Raw genomic sequence first — 16408 nt, 5'->3', positions numbered from 1 at the left:
TGCACCTCTGCGCGAATTTTTTTTAATTCGCGCAGAGCAGTTTACCATTACCGGTAAAACTGCTCTAATCTCCCAGGTTCGGGGCCGATTTGCGCCCCAATACGGCCTTTCAGGGGAAAACTATGACTGAATCCGAACGCGGCACTGTAAAATACGTGGACCTGCCCATCATGCCTTTGCGCGAGGTGGTCATGTTTCCGCGTTCCATCATGCCGCTTTTTGTAGGGCGCGAAGCCTCCATCAAAGCCATAGAGGCCGCACAGGCCAGCTTCAGCAAGCAGATTTTTCTGGTCGCCCAGCGCGAGCCGGAACTGGAAAAACCCGAAGCCTCGGATCTTGCCCCCGTTGGGGTGGTCAGCAAGGTTCTTCAGATGCTGCGCCTGCCCGACGGCACCATCAAGGTGCTTTTTGAGGGCATGTACCGCGCCAACTGGAACGATCTGCGCGAAGACGAGCAGTGCGCCATGGTGAGCGTGGGCCGTCGCAACGAGTGGCAGAGCCGCCCCGATGAACGCGAGGCTCTGGTGCGCGCCGTGCATGAGGCGCTGGAAGAGTTTGCCAAGAACAATAAAAAGCTTTCGCAGGAATCCGTGCTTTCCATGATGGCCCTGCACGATTCCGGCTCGCTGGCCGACGCCATTATTCCCAATCTCAAGGTGGACTACCGCAAAAAGCAGGAAGCCCTTGAACTGGACGACGTGACCGAACGCCTGGAGCTGGCCTATGAGATGCTGCACGGCGAAGTTGCGCTGGCCTCTGTGGAAAAGCGCATCAAGAACCGCGTCAAGGTACAGATGGAGCGCAACCAGCGCGAATACTATCTGAACGAGCAGATCAAGGCCATCAACAAGGAAATGGGCCGCGACGACGACCCCATGGCCGAAGTGGACGAGCTTGAGCAGAAGATCAAGGGCCGCGACATGCCCGAAGAGGCCCGCCAGAAGGCCCTTGCAGAAGCCAAGAAGCTGCGCAGCATGCCGCCGTCCGCCGCCGAATACACGGTGGTGCGCAACTATGTGGACTGGATTCTCGACCTGCCCTGGAATGACCTCAAGCAGATAGATATTGATATCGAAAAGGCGCGCGCCATTCTTGACGGCGACCACTACGGACTGGAAAAACCCAAGGAGCGCATCCTTGAGTATCTGGCCGTGCAAAAGCTTTCGCACGGGCTCAAGGGCCCCATTCTCTGCCTTGTGGGCCCCCCCGGCGTGGGCAAGACGTCGCTGGCCAAATCCGTGGCCAGGGCCACAGGACGCGACTTTGTGCGCCTGTCCCTGGGCGGCGTGCGCGATGAAGCCGAAATCCGCGGCCACCGTCGCACATACGTTGGGGCGCTGCCGGGCAAGATCATCCAGTCCCTCAAAAGGGTGAAATACAATAACCCCTTGTTCTGCCTTGATGAAGTTGACAAGATGACCTCCGACTACCGTGGGGATCCCTCTTCGGCCCTGCTGGAGGTTCTGGACCCGGAGCAGAACCACACTTTTATGGATCACTATCTGGATCTGGAATACGATCTGTCCAAGATCTTCTTCATAACCACGGCCAACTCGCTGCACAGCATTCCCGTGCCCTTGCTGGACCGCATGGAGATTATCGAGCTCAACAGCTACCTTGAGACGGAAAAACGCCATATAGCCCGGCATTTTCTCCTGCCGCGCCAGATAGAGGAGCACGGCCTCAAGGAAAGCAATATCCGCGTGTCGGACAACGCCATCCTTGAGATCATCCGTTCCTACACCCGCGAGGCCGGTGTGCGCAACCTTGAGCGAGAAATTGCCGCCTTGTGCCGCAAAACCGCCATCAAGCTTGTGGAAGAAGACAACCTGGACAAATGCGTGAACATTTCGCGCCATAGTCTGTCTTCCATCCTGGGCGTCAAAAAATACCGGCATGACGAGCGCGAGGCCGAGCCGCAGGTGGGCGTGTGCGCCGGGCTTGCTTACAACCAGCGTGGCGGCGAAATACTGCTGGTGGAAACCACCCTCATGGCCGGGTCAGGTCAGGTGGTCACCACGGGCAAGCTGGGCGAGGTCATGACAGAGTCGGCCAAGGCGGCGCTTTCCTATGTGCGTTCGCGGGCCGAAGTGCTTGGACTGGACAACCGCTTTCACCGCAAGGTGGATATCCACGTCCATGTGCCCTCGGGCGCCACGCCCAAGGACGGCCCCTCGGCGGGCATCACCCTGGCCACGTCCATCACGTCGGCCCTGCTGGGCATACCCGTGCGCAACGATGTGGCCATGACAGGCGAAATATCGTTGCGTGGACGCGTGCTGCCCATTGGCGGCCTGCGTGAAAAGCTGCTGGCCGCGCGCCGCAGCGGCATCAAAAAGGTGCTCATGCCCCGCGACAACGAAAAAGACCTCAAGGAAGTGCCCGATGAGGTGCTGAAGGACCTTGAAATCGTCTTTGTGGATCATGTGGACGAGGTGCTGCCTCAGGCTCTGGACGCCAGCGTGGAGGAAATTTTCTCCGGTCGGGCGACGGCCCAGCCCATTTGCCGCATCCTGCGCCCCGAAAAGCACGAAACCGAAACCCAAAAGCAGCCCGCGCAGTAGCGTGATGTCATTTTGAAATACTTTGTGGGGGAGGGACCCTTTTGCAAAAGGGTCGCCTCCCCCACGCCCCCACCCCCTAAAACTCTTATTGTATTTCAGAGCATTTTAACTTTGAAAAAGTGTAAATGCTCTGACGCTGCACGAGAGTGCAGCGTGCCACAAGGTGGCGTGGATTCAGCCGAGCTTTAGCCGTTGCGACGGCTGAAGCCTGCGTCACAACGGCTAAAGCAACGGCTGCCGCAAAGACAGCATTGGTTATCCGTAAGCGGTAAAGCCCCGCTAACGGCTACCGCAAATCGCATTTTTTGGCTGAATAAAAACTTTGTAACGTGAAACATTTCAAAGTTAATCTATTATGGTATGGTAAGGGTTTTCTGATCTGAAGCGGGGCTTCAGAACTGCGTTTTCCAGGCAGTACACCGTCTCAACGTGTATCGGCTCCGGCGTCGGGCAATATTATAAAGGCATAAACCCGCCGATGGCGAGTTTATGCCTTTATGGGCACATGCGCCAAACAGGCCGCGCCTTTGCCGCCGTGTATGGCGGTACCAATGCGGGGCTTTCACGGGCGGTGAATATGGGGAAGGCAATGCCGCTGCTGCGCCTGTGTTGGCGATAATTGCCGATGTTCGGCCACTTTTTATGATGTTGCCTTGGCCGTTGCCCTGCGGCACTGGACGGCGCGACCGTGTTCAAAAGTTCGAAGAGTGCCCCGAAAAGGCATGGACGCTGGTTTGCCCTGTGGTCGCGGCAATGCCGTCAACGGTCTGACAACGCAAGGCTGATTTTTTTATAATCACTTGAAATAAAAGTTTAAAAGTTTATTGGCAAGACCTTTGCAATTAATCTGCACACGAGAGCGTTATCATTGTGCATCCCATTGCTTCTGGAGGTCCGGCATGTTTTTTTTACTCGGTGGTCAGGAAAAAAAGGCTCGCAAAGCTGAAAGGCAGGCGCGTACGTCAGACGCCACCGCGCGCATTCGTGAAGTGTTTCTGGCCGGGCGATTTCCTGTGGTGACCACGCATCAGGTGGAAGGGCGGCGTATTGCCAAGGTGCTGGGGCTCGTGTGCTGCCGGGGTTTTGACTCCGAGGAAGCCTTTTTCGGCATGGCGGGGCGCGCCATGAACAAAGGCGCGCAGGCCATCGTGGGCTACAATGAAAACGTGGCTTTTCATCCTGACGGCAGCAAGTATTTTTCCTGCTTCGGTACGGCGGTCATGTTTGAATACGACCCGGCTGATCCGGAAGCGCTGCCCATCATGTTGCAGCAGAAATTCAGGGCGCAGGAACAGCTTTCGGCGCTCAATGAAGTTATATAAGCAGCATCAGGGCAGGGCGGTTTCACGTTGAAACTGTTCTGGTGACTGTGGGAGCGGGCGATCACCGTACTGGCGCAGGCGCAGGTTGCCTGTACCGTAACTGCCGGAACGGGCGTGCCATCACCGCCGAGAATGCCTGGTACCAAGCAGGTTTGCTCCGGGCAGTGCGCCTGTGCGGACAAATGTTCGTCGCGTGACGCCGGGGCGGTAACCGTGGCGCGGGACAGTGTGCTGGAGCGGCGGATTTATGGCGCTGGCGCTTGCGGGCCGTGCGCGTAACGCAGCCATGTATGGTTTAGAGCATTTTCACTTTGAAATTGCTCTGGCGACTGCGTGAGCAGGCGCCCGCAGCGAAGGCGTAAGCGCAATTTATTTGCGCTGTTAAGCGCCGAAGTATGCGTGTCTTAAACTTTGAGAATGTCCATTCTCAAAGTTAATCTGGTCTAGATCAGGTTCCATCTGTTCAGGATTTTCAGTCTGGGAGCCTCCGGCGTGTGCCCGTCAAAAGGCCAGCAAAGGCCCCCGTCCAGTGGACGGGGGCCTTTGCTGTTGTCGGCATTTATGGGCCTGCGCCCTTGGAGGAATCAGAGCCTATATTTCGCCTTTTTCCATCATTTCGGCTACCTGGGCTACGTCCTTGTCGCCACGGCCAGACAGGTTGACCAGCAGTATGGCGGTGTCTGGCATGGCGGGGGCCATCTTCATGGCCTGGGCCAGGGCGTGCGACGACTCAAGAGCGGGAATGATGCCTTCATGCCTGGACAGGGCGAAGAAGGCGTCCAGGGCTTCCCTGTCCGTGATGCTGACATATTCGGCGCGTCCCGCGTCCTTGAGCATGGAATGTTCCGGCCCGACGGAAGGGTAGTCCAGACCGGCGGAGATGGAGTACACCGCCGCGGCGTCGCCTTTTTCGTCCTTGAGCATATAGGAGTTGAAACCGTGCAGCACCCCGGGTTCGCCAAGGCAGAGCGAAGCGGCGTGCTGGCCGTATTCCTTGCCCAGCCCGCCGGGTTCCACGCCAATGAGGCGCACGCCCGCATCATTCAGAAAGCCGGAAAAAATGCCGATGGCGTTGGAGCCGCCGCCCACGCAAGCCAGGGTCGCGTCAGGCAGGCGGCCGCAGGCTTCAAGCATCTGGGCGCGGGCTTCACTGCCCACGATGGCCTGGAACTGCCGCACCATATACGGGTAGGGGTGCGGGCCCACGGCCGAGCCAAGCACATAGAACATTTCGTCATCAGCCACCCACAGCCCAAGGGTTTCGTCCACGGCTTCCTTGAGGGTGCGCTGTCCTGACGTGGCGGCCACCACTTCGGCTCCGAGCATACGCATGCGGATGACGTTGAGGCGCTGGCGCTCCATGTCCACCTCGCCCATGCAGATGGTGCACTTGAGCCCCATCAGGGCCGCGGTGGCCGCAGTGGCCACGCCATGCTGCCCGGCGCCTGTTTCGGCGATGACGCGCGTTTTCCCCATCCTTTTGGCCAGCAGGCACTGCCCTAGGGTGTTGTTGATTTTGTGCGCGCCAAGATGGTTGAGGTCTTCGCGTTTAAGCCATATCTGCGCGCCGCCAAGCGTGCGGCTCAGGTTGGCGCAGTGAAAAACCGGGCTGGGCCGGCCTGTGTAATGAAGAAACAGGTCGTCCAGTTCGCGCAGAAATCCGGGATCGGCCAGGGCAGCCTCCATGGCCGCAGTCAGTTCGTCCAGGCGGGCCTTGACGGAATCAGGAACAAACTGGCCGCCGTAAGCGCCGAAAAAACCGCTGCTGTCCGGTTTGCCATGTGGGGCGGAATGCTGGCTCATGTAATCTCCTTGCTGTAAGAAAACACTGATTAAAGAGCCTCTTGGAAACGCGCAGTTGTTTCTTTTGGCAAGGCGCAATCTTTTTTGAAGCAGGAGTGGACTCTTCCGTCCTCGACTGTTTCAAAAAAAGTGAAGCAACGCCGCCAAACGGAATAAATCAGCGTTTCCCTGAAGCTCATGGGTGCGTAGTGCTGTGTCGCCGTCATTGTGCCGCGGTCAGGGCAATGGTCGCAGAAGGGCAGCCTGTCGGCTGCGGCAGGCGCGTGTCCTGAAAACGGTAAACGCCGGAAAACGGTTCTCACTCTGGCTTTTTGGGCCTGCTGTGTCAAGATATGCGCTTGCGCGGCGTGTCGCGGCCCTGGATCGCAATAGCCATGACCTTGTGATTTTGAGCGCTGTCTTGCCGCTGAAAGCTGTTTCGCATATGCTTGTCAGGGCAGCGGTACTACGCGCCAGGGAGGTGTAATGCTGGACGAAAAATTTACTGGCAACGGCAAAGTGGTGCTGCTGGCCGGCGGCGGAAAAATCTATACGGATATCGCGGCCCGTTTTGTGCGCAGCGAACGCGAACTTGAAGACATAGTGGCCTCGCCCTATTCCAAAAAAATCGTTGAGAATATCCTGTCTTCCGGACACCGGGCCGCGCTGGAATTTGATTTTTTCATCTTCGGCCTTGAGGGGTATTCGCGCGTTACCGAGACCCAGCTTGTGCGCAAACGTCTGGCCTCCTATCTGATCAAGTCCGGCCGGGCAGAACTGGGCGGAAAGCGCCGTTATTCAGTGGTGTATCCGCGTAAGGCGGCGGAATTTACCGCGCAGGTAACCCTGCCTGACGGGGGCACTGTGAGTCTGAGCGGGCGCGATCTGGCAGATCTCGGCCGCCAGTGGTACGACGCCGGGCTCGACGCCGGACTTCCTGAAGAAGATCTGCGCTATCTGAAGCCCCAGGCCACGGAATTCAAGGCCATTGTGGGCATGAACGCCCACGCCCTGCTGGACTGGTTTTCCATCCGCTGTTGCCGCAACGCGCAGTATGAGATCAGGCATCTTGCATGGCAGATGCTGAACCTCTGCCGCAAGGCTGCCCCCGACCTTTTCGCCGGTGCCGGCCCCAATTGCGTGCAGATGGGCTACTGCCCGGAAAACGCGCTCCAGAATGCGCGGTGCAGGGGCCGCATCATCACCAAGGACGAGGCCATGGCGCTGTTGCGCGCCAACAGGAATGCCGGTGCGGGAACGCCTCCCGCTGCCGACGAATTTGCCGGAGAGTGAGTTTTTTCAGGCGCAAAGGTGCTCGCCTGTTGCGCAACGGGCTGCTGCCTGTTTTTCAAAAACGCCCTGGCAGTGGATCAGGGCATACCCGTGATAAGAGCGCTTTCATTGCATTCGCGCGTTTTCATCTTGAACTTGCTCTGGCGCTGGCGCGAACAGAAGCCCGCCGCCTCCTCAGCCTGATAAAAAAGCGGGACCGGAACCCGTGTTCCGGCCCCGCCGTGATACCCGCGAGCGGCGTTTAACGAACCCTTACGCCTGTGGCGGCGCACCGGGCCGGTCTGATGGCGCGATGGGCGCAGGCCGGGCCGCCTCTTCTGATGCCGGGCCGTTGACGACAGCGCCGATCATGACGCCCAGATGCCCCATGGCGAGGGCCAGCCACCAGACGCGATAGAAGTCGTGGCCAAAGATGCCGTTGAACAGCCATGCCACAAAGCCTATCCAGAACCATGCCGTCATATGCCAGTAGATGCCCTTTCCTCCGTGAGAGCGCTCGGCCAGAAGCTGCGGCCGGATACGTTGATAGCCCCACCAGCTAAAGCCCAGCAAAAAGATCATGCCGAACATGAAGCCAACCAGACCGTGCGCGTACAGCATATCGAGGTAGAGATTGTGCGGATGGCTGATGGTGATGAGGTCTTTTTCCGGCGAGAGGCCAAGAGCGCGAAATGTTGCGTTGTACTGCCCGGCTCCTGCGCCGAACCATGGGTGTTCAAGAAAGACGCGCCAACCCAGCTTCCACAGGCTCCATCTGCCGTCATCCACCACCGCGTCCATGCGGGCGCGGCCCTGGGCCAGAAGAATCAAGAACAGGGCCGCGACGGCGAAGAGCAGGCTTTTCCAGCGGTTGCCCGCGCCTGCCAGCAAAAACCACAGGCCCAGGGCCGCTGCAATGGCCAGCGCGCCGCTACGGCTGCCCGCGCCCGCAAGCAGAAAAAAACCGGGCCACAGGGTTGCCGCACAAAGCAGCATCGCGGGCAGCCGTGAAACCCACTGGCGTAAAACGTACCACAGGCTGAAGGCGGGAATCAGAGCCAGGGCAATGTAGTTGCCCACCTCATAATCGTCAAAACTGCCTGTGAGGCGTCCGCTGCTTGGCGGGTAGCCCATAAGAAAGTCTTTGCCGGTCAGGGCCTGACATACGCCGTCCAGACCCTGCCAGAACACGGCCAGAACACTGGCCCACACCAGCCGGAGCAGGTCTTTTTCATTGCGCACGCACTCCATGGCGATAAAGGGCAGAATAAAGCCCTTGTTCAGCCCGGAGCCGGCATGCAGCAGCGAAGAGCCCACGTTGCCGGAAAAGACTATGCCAATAAGAACCATAAGCCCGAAGCAGACAAAGAGCGGCCATGCTCCGAGTCGGCGCAGCACGCTGCCCTGCCAGTTGTGACGGTAGTAGAGGGCAAGAAAAACCAGGCAGACCACGGGCATGACGTCCCGGACAGCATAGCCCATAGGAAATGTGACCAGTGAGGCCCAGAAGGACCAGAACAGGCAGGAAAACCAGCGCTCGGCCGGGGGAGATTGCCGGAAAGCCTCTGCCTGCTCACGAAAAACGGTCAGACGGCTTTTACCGTATTCCAGCAAGTTATACACTGCTCCTCCGTACCGAAAAGTTGGTATTGGCCTGTAATAAATTCATAATAGCTCGCAGGCCCAGGCAATTCAAGTGGGGCAAAAACCTTGCCATCTGCTGGCAGGCAAAATATACTAAGCTAATTCGTTAGCTTACTATGAGGACACCATGGCACGATTTACAGGATTTGATGAGGTTTACAGCGCTCTTTATGTTGATTTCGACAATATCTTTACCCGGTTTCTTGAAATTGATCCCGAAGCTGCCCGGGCTTTTGGCTCCGCGCCTTACCGCTGGGTGCGCTGGATAGAAAATCACGCCTTGCGCATTCTTTATGGTGAAGGCGTACGCCGTCGCATTCTGAAACGCATGTGCTACCTTAATCCGCAGCGTTATCAGGAGTTTCGCAATTTCTTCATCCGCAGCGCCTTTCAGGTGGTGGACTGCCCCCCGCTCACGTCGCGGGGCAAAACCAGCACCGACATCCATCTGGTCATGGACTGCATGGATGATCTTTCACATTCAACCAAGTTTGACGAATTCATCATCCTTTCAGGTGATGCCGATTTTACGCCCCTGCTTATCCGCCTTCAGGAGCACGCCCGCCGCACGCTTGTGCTTTCAGTGGGTTACTCCTCTCCGGCGTATACGGCTGCCGCGTCCTGGCGCATCCGTGAAGACTGGTTTTTGCAACAGGCACTGCGTGACGACCGTGATGACCTTGAAAGCGAAGCGGTGTACGCTGCCGGAAAGCCGGTTTCCAGCCCCCTGCCGCATGCCCGGAAAATTGACGCGGTGGAGAGCAACGGCTACGGCCCCCGACATGAGGATATCTCACTGGATACCCCGGAAAACAACGACCCCACCCCTGGCAATACCTGGTAGCCGCAATCTTGCCCTGCCGCTTTTTGGCAACCCCTGTGCTTGACGCAGGGCGCGCCCAACGCTAAAGAAGAACACGCTCTTTTCTGGCTGCCCGCCCCGTACTGGTGGCACTGTGCATTCCGGTAAAAACGGTCCAATCACGGTCTGTTTGCCGCATCAGCGGTATTGCGGAGCTGGCGTCCCCCCACAGACGCCGTGGGCGGCGGGCTTTGAAGGAAACCATTTTAGGAGGTCCCATGCTTCGCCGAATTGCCCTCGCCATGATTGGTCTCGTTCTTATGTGCAGTCCCGCTTTGGCGGCTGAAAAAATCATAGTTGCCAGCGACTGCACCTGGCCGCCGATGGAAATGCTTGATGCCAACAAGAAACCCGAAGGATACTCCACCGATTACCTGCATGCCATTGGCAAAGCGATAGGGTTGGACATGGAGGTCCGCAACGTGGCCTGGGACGGCATCTTCAGCGGCATAACCACTGGCCAGTATGATGTTGTGGCCTCTTCCGTCACCATTACGCCCGAGCGTCAGAAGCAGTTTGACTTTACCGACCCGTACTATGAAGTGGTGCAGGCCGTTGTCGTGCCCGAAGGCAAGAGCGTCAAGGGGCTTGCCGATCTCAAAGGCAAAAAGGTTGGCGGCCAGATAGGCACCACCGGCATCTTCGTGCTGCGCAAGGCCAATGTGGGCGCGGACATCAAGGAATATGACGATGTGGGTCTGGCCATGCAGGATCTTATGAACAATCGCATTGACGCTGTCATCTGTGATGATCCCGTGGCCATGTATTACGCCAACAAAAAGGCTGACACCGCCGGCAAACTGAACCTTTCGTTCAAGACCGACGAAAAGGAATACTACGGCTTTACCGTGCGCAAGGGCCGCAAGGATCTTGTTGAAAAGCTCAATAAGGGCATCAAGCAGGTGAAGGCGTCCGGTGAGGAAGCCAAGATTATTGAAAAATGGATGGGCAAATCCAACTAGCCCGTAAGAAAGCGCTGCTGATATCCGCCAGCAACGTTTTGCCGCACGTTAAGGAGGTTTCATGATCCGTCGTCTTACTCTTGCCCTGCTGACCCTGACCCTGCTTTGCGGTCAGGCCGTGGCCGCCGAAAAATACATTGTGGCCACAGACTGCACCTGGCCCCCCATGGAATATCTTGATGAAAACAAGCAGCCCGTGGGCTTTGACGTGGACTTCATCACTGAGGTAGGCAAGGCTGCCGGATTTGAAGTGGATGTGCGCAATATTGCCTGGGACGGTATCTTCGGCGGTGTGGCCACCGGCCAGTACGACATTGTGGCTGCCGCCACCACCATTACGCCCGAACGCCAGAAGCAGTTCGACTTCTCCGATCCTTACTATGAAGTGGCGCAGGCGGTTGTGCTGCCCGCTGGCAAGAACATCAAGAACCTTGAAGACCTCAAGGGCAAAAAGGTCGGCGGCCAGATAGGCACCACAGGCGTGTTTGTTATACGCAAGTCCGGCGTGCCCGTGGACCTCAAGGAATACGACGATGTGGGCCTGGCCATTCAGGACATGCTCGGCGGCCGTATTGACGCCGTCATCTGCGATGACCCCGTTGCCATGTACTACGCCAACAAGAAGGCCGATACCGCCGGCAAGCTGAACCTTTCGTACAAGACCGACGAAAAGGAATACTACGGCTTCACCGTGCGCAAGGGCCGTACGGACCTTGTTGAAAAGCTGAACAAGGGCATCAAGGCAGTGAAGGCTTCCGGCGTTGAAGCCAAACTGCTTGAAAAGTGGATGGGCGCGTCCAAGTAGACAGGCTCCGCCGCCATGATTTTACAGGGTGTCCGGGTCGCAAGGCCCGGACACCGCAGCCGTATTGACCTGAAGGATTGTGATGCACGACAAAAAAGATGGAAGCAAGGGCAATATCATCATGGTCACGGATGGGGCTTCCATCCCTGATCCTCGTGAATGGCGTCTGATAAACGCATGGTCGATTGCTCTGGTAGGGGCCATTTCCACATTGTTCGCCCTGTGCCTCTGCTGGCCAGAACCCTACTTGCGTATTTTGCTCTATTTGCCTGACGGCGTCTTGATTACCTTCAAGATCACCGTTCTTTCCATATGCTGTGCTGTGCCTCTGGGGCTTCTGACGGGCCTTGGGCGCATTTCAAACAATCGCCTTATCAATCTCATCGCCTCCACCTACGTGGAGGTGATTCGCGGTATTCCTCTGCTGGTACAGATTTTTTATATCTATTATGCGCTTTCGCGGTTTGTGCAGGTCAGCGGCATCACCTCCGCCGTGGTGGCCATCAGCTTCTGTTACGGCGCGTATATGGGCGAAGTTTTCCGCGCGGGCATCACGGCCATCAACAAGGGGCAGAGTGAAGCGGCCCGTTCGCTGGGCTTCAATGGTTTTCAGACCATGCGCTACGTGGTGCTGCCCCAGGCCATGCGCACCATCCTGCCCCCTGTGGGCAACGAATGTATCGCCATGCTCAAGGATACCTCCCTTGTGTCCATCATGGCCGTGCCGGACATCATGCAGCGGGCCAGAAGCTTCGTGGGCACAACCTATCTCTACTTTGAGACCTACACTGTGGTGGCTTTGCTCTATCTTATCATCACGCTCATGCTTTCCAAAACCGTGAGCATTATGGAATCCAGGCTGAACTATTATGACGGAAAGTAGCACCACCGCCCCCATTATCACCATTCGCAACGTCTGGAAGTATTTCGACTCGCTGCCCGCGCTGCAGGACGTGAGCCTGGACATCGCGCCCGGCGAGCGCGTGGTCATCATCGGCCCCTCCGGATCGGGCAAGTCAACCCTGCTGCGTTCCATCAACCGGCTGGAAGAGATCGATCAGGGCAATATTGTGGTCAAGGGTCAGAACATCATGAGCCCGGACAATGACATCAACCTGATCCGCCAGAATCTTGGCATGGTCTTTCAGCAGTTTAATCTGTTCCCCCACAAGACTGTTCTGGAAAACCTGACGCTCGCGCCCATCAAGCTGCGCAAGCTTACGCGCGAAGAAGCCGAAGCCCGCGCCCTTGGTCTGCTCAAGAAGGTGGGCATCAGCGAGAAGGCCAACGTGTATCCGGCCATGCTCTCCGGCGGCCAGCAGCAGCGCGTGGCCATAGCCCGCGCCCTGGCCATGCAGCCCGCCATCATGCTTTTTGACGAGCCCACCTCGGCCCTTGACCCCGAAATGGTGGGCGAAGTGCTGGACGTTATGGTCAAACTGGCGGAAGAAGGCATGACCATGGTCTGTGTTACCCACGAAATGGGATTTGCCCGCACTGTGGCAGACAGGCTCATCTTTATGGATCAGGGCCAGATTGTGGAGCAGGGCAGGCCTGAAACCCTGTTCACGACTCCCCGGCATCCCCGTCTGCGTCAGTTCCTCAATCAGATTCTGTAATTGCCGTCAGGCGATCTTTTATTGGGGAAAGAAAGCTCTTGCGCGCAAGGGGGTTCTTTCCCCAAGCTGTATCCTGTTTCAGAACAGGTTTTCTTCGAAATGCTTTGTGGGGGAGGGACCCTTTTGTAAAAGGGTCTCCTCCCCCACGCCCCCACCCCCTAAAACTTTTTATTCTAGTTCACAGTAGTACAAAGAAACTTCTGACCCGTATGCAGGCTCCCGAAGGCAAAGTCTTCAAGGTTGTCATGACACACTCAAAGTTGAAATGCTTCAAGGATGACAACATGGCCGCGAGCAATACCACCACATCCCCCAGCATTGTGGCAGTGGCTGTCAGCGGGGGAGTGGACAGCCTTTGCGCCCTTGTCATGCTGCGGCAGGCCGGGCACAGGGTTCTGGCCCTGCACGGTCTTTTTCTGCCGGAAGCCGAGCTTGCTCCGCCGCCCGGCCTTGAAGATGCCTGCGCGGTTCTTGGCGTGCCCCTGCATATTGCCGATCTGCGTCCGGCTTTCCAGCGCGAGGTGCTGGCTCCTTTTGCCGCGGCCTATGCGGCGGGGCGCACGCCCAACCCCTGCGCCCTGTGCAACAGGGCCATCAAGTTCGGGGCCCTGCTGGACGCCGCGCAAAAGCTTGGCGCGCACAAACTGGCCACAGGGCATTACGCGCGGCTTGTGAGCGCGCCGGAAGAAGAGGGCGTCTCAGAAGAAACGATGGGGCACACGGCCCACCTGCCCCTGCTGGCCGCCGCGCATGACGAGGCCAAGGACCAGAGCTATTTTTTGAGCCTCGTGCCACGGGCGCGGCTGGCGCATGCCTGTTTTCCCCTGGCCGATCAGGATAAAACCCGCACCCGCGAAATTGTGGCGCAGGCAGGCCTGACGGTGCCTCTGCCCGGCGAGAGCCAGGATATCTGCTTTGCCCCGGCAGTGGGAGCTTCCGCAGATCAGGCATCAGGCGGCGGTTCCGTTTCCGAGGCGTACCGGCCGTTTCTTGAGCGCCACTGGCAGGCGGCGGCCATCATGCCTCCCGGCCCTGGCCCTGTTGTTTTACGGAACGCGGACGGCACGCAGCGGGAGATAGCCCGCCATAAGGGACTCTGGCGCTATACCGAAGGGCAGCGCAAGGGCCTGGGAATCGCCCACAGCGAGCCTCTGTACGTGCTTGCCAAGGATGGCCCCGCCAATACGCTGGTTGTGGGGCCGCGCGCCCTGCTGGGCGTCACCCGCTGCACCACTGGCGTCGCCAACCTGGCTTTGCCGACGCAGTACTGGCCGCGCGAAGTGCTGGTGCGTCTGCGGCACAGGCACAGGCCCGCGCCCGCCAGTGTGCTTCTGGATGTGGAAGGCCGCCTTGAAATAGCGTTTGCCGAGCCACAGTTTCCTTCCGCCCCGGGACAGGTGGCCGCTGTCTATGACGCCGCAGGCCGCGTGCTGGCTGCGGGAATAGTGGAATTTATGGAATAGCCCGGTCAGGGAAGGGCGCGTAACGCGGAGGGAGGGTCTTTTGCGGCCAGTGCTGCTGGACGCCAGAGCCGATCAGTAGTGCCAATGTCGGTTCGCAAGGTACTATTACCACGTCCGTTCCGGCTCTTGATGCGCAGACGTGTTGCGTTCACGCCTTGGCGAACGTCTGCCTGACAGTCGCAGGAAAATTTCAACGTGCAATTGTGTAAAAGGCTCCGTGCGGCACTGCCGCACGGAGCCTTTTACGTATTTCGAAATCCCGCTTCAGGTCAGAAAACTCGTTGTGCCACACCAAAAGGCAGCAAGAGTTTTAGAGCATTTTAACTTTGAAAAAGTGTAAATGCTCTAACGCTGCACGAAAGTGCAGCGCGCCACAACGTGGCGTGGATTCAGCCGAAAATTGCATTTTCGGCTGAATGAAAACTTTGAAATGTAAAGCATTTCAAAGTTAATCTGCTCTAGGGGTGGGGGTGTGGGGGAGGAGACCCTTTTGCAAAAGGGTCCCTCCCCCACAAAGCATCTCTAAAAGCATTTACTGTACCCCCCCCACAAAGCCCTTTATTGTAACATAACTCTAGCGGCCCCAAAGGCGCAGCAGGGGGCTGGCAGGCAGCAGCTGATCTAGGGGCATGTTCACCTTTTGAGCTCCGGCGGCCCATGGCGCGACCTGATAGGGTTGAAAATTGATGCGTACGCCTTGCGGGGTCAGGGTCAGGCTGGCGAAATTTTCCGGCACAGGGGTAAGGCCGGTGCGCAGCATCTGTTCCTGCCTCATGCCGCCGAGGCGGCGCGAAAGCTCGGTGTATGACCAGGTGGACATGAGGTGCAGGGCCATGTCCGGATCCTCAAAAAGATCCACCAGACCAAGCCGCTGCCCTGTGAGCAGGCTGTAGTTCAGGGTCATGACGTCCAGATTGCCGTGGGCTCCGCCAGTGTACGTCCATACTTCGAACGTGATGCTGAGGCCAGCGGGTGAAGGCGACGTGACGCTGTACGACCCCCAGAGTTCATACGGCGGGCGTTCGCCGTCCAGCCCCGGCCCTGCCGTGAAGCTGCCGTTGCTGCAGCTTTGCTCAAAAGCGGTGGCAATGCCCGTGACCCATTGGCGAATGTCGCTGTCTATCTGCTTGCTGCCCACAGAGGGGTAGCTGATGTTGATGACGGGGCCGCCGCTCTGGTCGCGGACAAGCTGGTGCTCAATGATGCCGGGCTTGCGCGAGCCGGAAATGATGGCGGCGGCGCTGTCGCGGGCGGATTGATCCTCGGGGGCGGCCTGGTCGCCAGCGCGATCTCCAACGTGGTCCCCGGTCTGACTTCCGGCGCGTTCACCGGTGTGCTCCTGAGAGACCGCGCCCGGTTTGGCGTTGTCGTCAGGGCGGGCATGCCCCGTAGCTTCCATAGGGGGCGGGGGCTCATGTCCTGTGCTGGGTTCCGTCAGGTCGGCGGTAGCGGTAAATTCCTGGGCAAGTGAGGGAGAAAGCGTCTGCTGATCCGGCATACGGGCCGCCTCGGCTGCCCGTTCACCGAGCAGCAGCGCCAGCAGAAGAAAAGACAAAAGGCGCGGCATGGATATGATACCTTGATAACCGGTAATGGGTGAAGGCGAAACATCTTGCCGGAGGTAGTATGCCATCTGCGTCTCTGCAAGGTCAGGGGCGGAACAGTCTTGCAGTTGCCCCGACGTCACGCCGGGGCTGTGTGTCCTGCGTTGTTTGCGCTGGTGCGGCCCGGAAAACCGGGCCGCACCGGCGAACATCGCCAGCGGAAGCAAAAGGGCCGCAAGGTGAAAAAACCGCAAAACCTGAAAAGGAAGCTGCATGGCTTTTCCTCTTTTAGAGCATTTTCGCATTGAGAATATCTATTCTCAATGCTTCCAAGACGCCCACTCCGGCGCGTAACCGCGCAAATAAATTGCGCTTACGCCTCCGCGGCGGGCGTCTGCTCCCGCATCCGCCAGAGCAATTTCAAAGAGAAATTGCTCTAGAGCAGAGTAGCTTTGCGAACGTACATTCTCAAAGTCCCAGATACGCCCGTTATGGCGTGTAACAGCGCAGATAAACTGCGCCTGCGCCTTTACGGCGAGCGCCTGCTCCCGCAGTCGGCTGAGCAATTT

The 16408-nt window shown here is 58.1% G+C and carries 12 protein-coding genes; 9 read left to right on the top strand and 3 right to left on the bottom strand.

Translation table 11 applies throughout. The annotated features are described in order from the left end of the window. Window positions 1-122: 122 nt before the first annotated feature. Window positions 123-2564 (top strand): endopeptidase La, encoded by a 2442-nt coding sequence (lon, locus tag ACZ5DH_RS08890; protein ID WP_464253961.1) that lies wholly within the window; start codon window positions 123-125, stop codon window positions 2562-2564. Window positions 2565-3463: 899 nt separating this feature from the next. Continuing rightward, window positions 3464-3886: a YbjQ family protein gene (locus tag ACZ5DH_RS08885; RefSeq protein WP_464253960.1), complete on the top strand. Its 423-nt coding sequence runs from the start codon at window positions 3464-3466 to the stop codon at window positions 3884-3886. 591 nt (window positions 3887-4477) lie between these two features. Here the strand turns inward: ACZ5DH_RS08885 and trpB are convergent. Then, window positions 4478-5689 (bottom strand): tryptophan synthase subunit beta, encoded by a 1212-nt coding sequence (gene trpB / locus ACZ5DH_RS08880; protein ID WP_464253959.1) that lies wholly within the window; start codon window positions 5687-5689, stop codon window positions 4478-4480. 465 nt (window positions 5690-6154) lie between these two features. Here trpB and ACZ5DH_RS08875 point away from each other — a divergent pair, with 465 nt between their 5' ends. After that, window positions 6155-6961, top strand: a complete 807-nt coding sequence (locus tag ACZ5DH_RS08875; RefSeq protein WP_464253958.1) for an FAD-dependent thymidylate synthase — start codon at window positions 6155-6157, stop codon at window positions 6959-6961. Window positions 6962-7213: 252 nt separating this feature from the next. Here the strand turns inward: ACZ5DH_RS08875 and ACZ5DH_RS08870 are convergent, their stop codons facing one another. Further along, entirely contained in the window at window positions 7214-8563 is a 1350-nt protein-coding gene (locus ACZ5DH_RS08870; RefSeq protein WP_464253957.1) for an O-antigen ligase family protein, read from the bottom strand. Between the two features lie 148 nt (window positions 8564-8711). Here ACZ5DH_RS08870 and ACZ5DH_RS08865 point away from each other — a divergent pair, with 148 nt between their 5' ends. The 6 genes from ACZ5DH_RS08865 (at window position 8712) to ACZ5DH_RS08840 (ending at window position 14295) form a co-directional block, all read left to right on the top strand. Beyond that, window positions 8712-9428 carry an NYN domain-containing protein gene (locus ACZ5DH_RS08865; protein WP_464253956.1) on the top strand — a complete coding sequence of 239 codons (717 nt, stop codon included), beginning with the start codon at window positions 8712-8714 and terminating at the stop codon, window positions 9426-9428. 236 nt (window positions 9429-9664) lie between these two features. Beyond that, window positions 9665-10408, top strand: coding sequence for a basic amino acid ABC transporter substrate-binding protein (locus ACZ5DH_RS08860; RefSeq protein WP_464253955.1), 744 nt, complete (start codon window positions 9665-9667; stop codon window positions 10406-10408). A 61-nt stretch (window positions 10409-10469) separates the two neighbouring features. Further along, the gene (locus ACZ5DH_RS08855) at window positions 10470-11213 is read left to right on the top strand and encodes a basic amino acid ABC transporter substrate-binding protein (protein WP_464253954.1); all 744 of its coding nucleotides are present in this window, start codon (window positions 10470-10472) and stop codon (window positions 11211-11213) included. A gap of 82 nt (window positions 11214-11295) precedes the next feature. Beyond that, a complete protein-coding gene (locus ACZ5DH_RS08850) occupies window positions 11296-12096 on the top strand; it encodes an amino acid ABC transporter permease (protein ID WP_464253953.1) in 801 nt (266 codons plus the stop codon). Then, the gene (locus ACZ5DH_RS08845; RefSeq protein WP_464253952.1) at window positions 12083-12832 is read left to right on the top strand and encodes an amino acid ABC transporter ATP-binding protein; all 750 of its coding nucleotides are present in this window, start codon (window positions 12083-12085) and stop codon (window positions 12830-12832) included. Before ACZ5DH_RS08850 ends, ACZ5DH_RS08845 begins: the two co-directional genes overlap by 14 nt. 284 nt (window positions 12833-13116) lie before the next feature. Further along, window positions 13117-14295, top strand: a complete 1179-nt coding sequence (locus tag ACZ5DH_RS08840; RefSeq protein WP_464253951.1) for a tRNA-specific 2-thiouridylase — start codon at window positions 13117-13119, stop codon at window positions 14293-14295. 574 nt (window positions 14296-14869) lie between these two features. Here ACZ5DH_RS08840 and ACZ5DH_RS08835 read toward each other — a convergent pair. Beyond that, window positions 14870-16114, bottom strand: coding sequence for a DUF3298 and DUF4163 domain-containing protein (locus ACZ5DH_RS08835; protein ID WP_464253950.1), 1245 nt, complete (start codon window positions 16112-16114; stop codon window positions 14870-14872). Window positions 16115-16408: the final 294 nt, after the last annotated feature.

It is taken from the genome of Desulfovibrio simplex, assembly GCF_055387835.1.
Note: the sequence above shows the minus strand (reverse complement) of the source record. Positions and strands in the feature narration are given on the sequence as shown.

Bases quoted from the DNA above. Each gene is read 5' to 3' on its own strand.
- ACZ5DH_RS08865 (WP_464253956.1), top strand. From the start codon at position 8,712: ATGGCACGATTTACAGGATTTGATGAGGTTTACAGCGCTCTTTATGTT.
- trpB (WP_464253959.1), bottom strand. From the start codon at position 5,689: ATGAGCCAGCATTCCGCCCCACATGGCAAACCGGACAGCAGCGGTTTT.
- ACZ5DH_RS08860 (WP_464253955.1), top strand. From the start codon at position 9,665: ATGCTTCGCCGAATTGCCCTCGCCATGATTGGTCTCGTTCTTATGTGC.
- ACZ5DH_RS08885 (WP_464253960.1), top strand. From the start codon at position 3,464: ATGTTTTTTTTACTCGGTGGTCAGGAAAAAAAGGCTCGCAAAGCTGAA.
- ACZ5DH_RS08845 (WP_464253952.1), top strand. From the start codon at position 12,083: ATGACGGAAAGTAGCACCACCGCCCCCATTATCACCATTCGCAACGTC.
- ACZ5DH_RS08855 (WP_464253954.1), top strand. From the start codon at position 10,470: ATGATCCGTCGTCTTACTCTTGCCCTGCTGACCCTGACCCTGCTTTGC.
- ACZ5DH_RS08850 (WP_464253953.1), top strand. From the start codon at position 11,296: ATGCACGACAAAAAAGATGGAAGCAAGGGCAATATCATCATGGTCACG.
- ACZ5DH_RS08840 (WP_464253951.1), top strand. From the start codon at position 13,117: ATGGCCGCGAGCAATACCACCACATCCCCCAGCATTGTGGCAGTGGCT.
- ACZ5DH_RS08875 (WP_464253958.1), top strand. From the start codon at position 6,155: ATGCTGGACGAAAAATTTACTGGCAACGGCAAAGTGGTGCTGCTGGCC.
- lon (WP_464253961.1), top strand. From the start codon at position 123: ATGACTGAATCCGAACGCGGCACTGTAAAATACGTGGACCTGCCCATC.
- ACZ5DH_RS08835 (WP_464253950.1), bottom strand. From the start codon at position 16,114: ATGCAGCTTCCTTTTCAGGTTTTGCGGTTTTTTCACCTTGCGGCCCTT.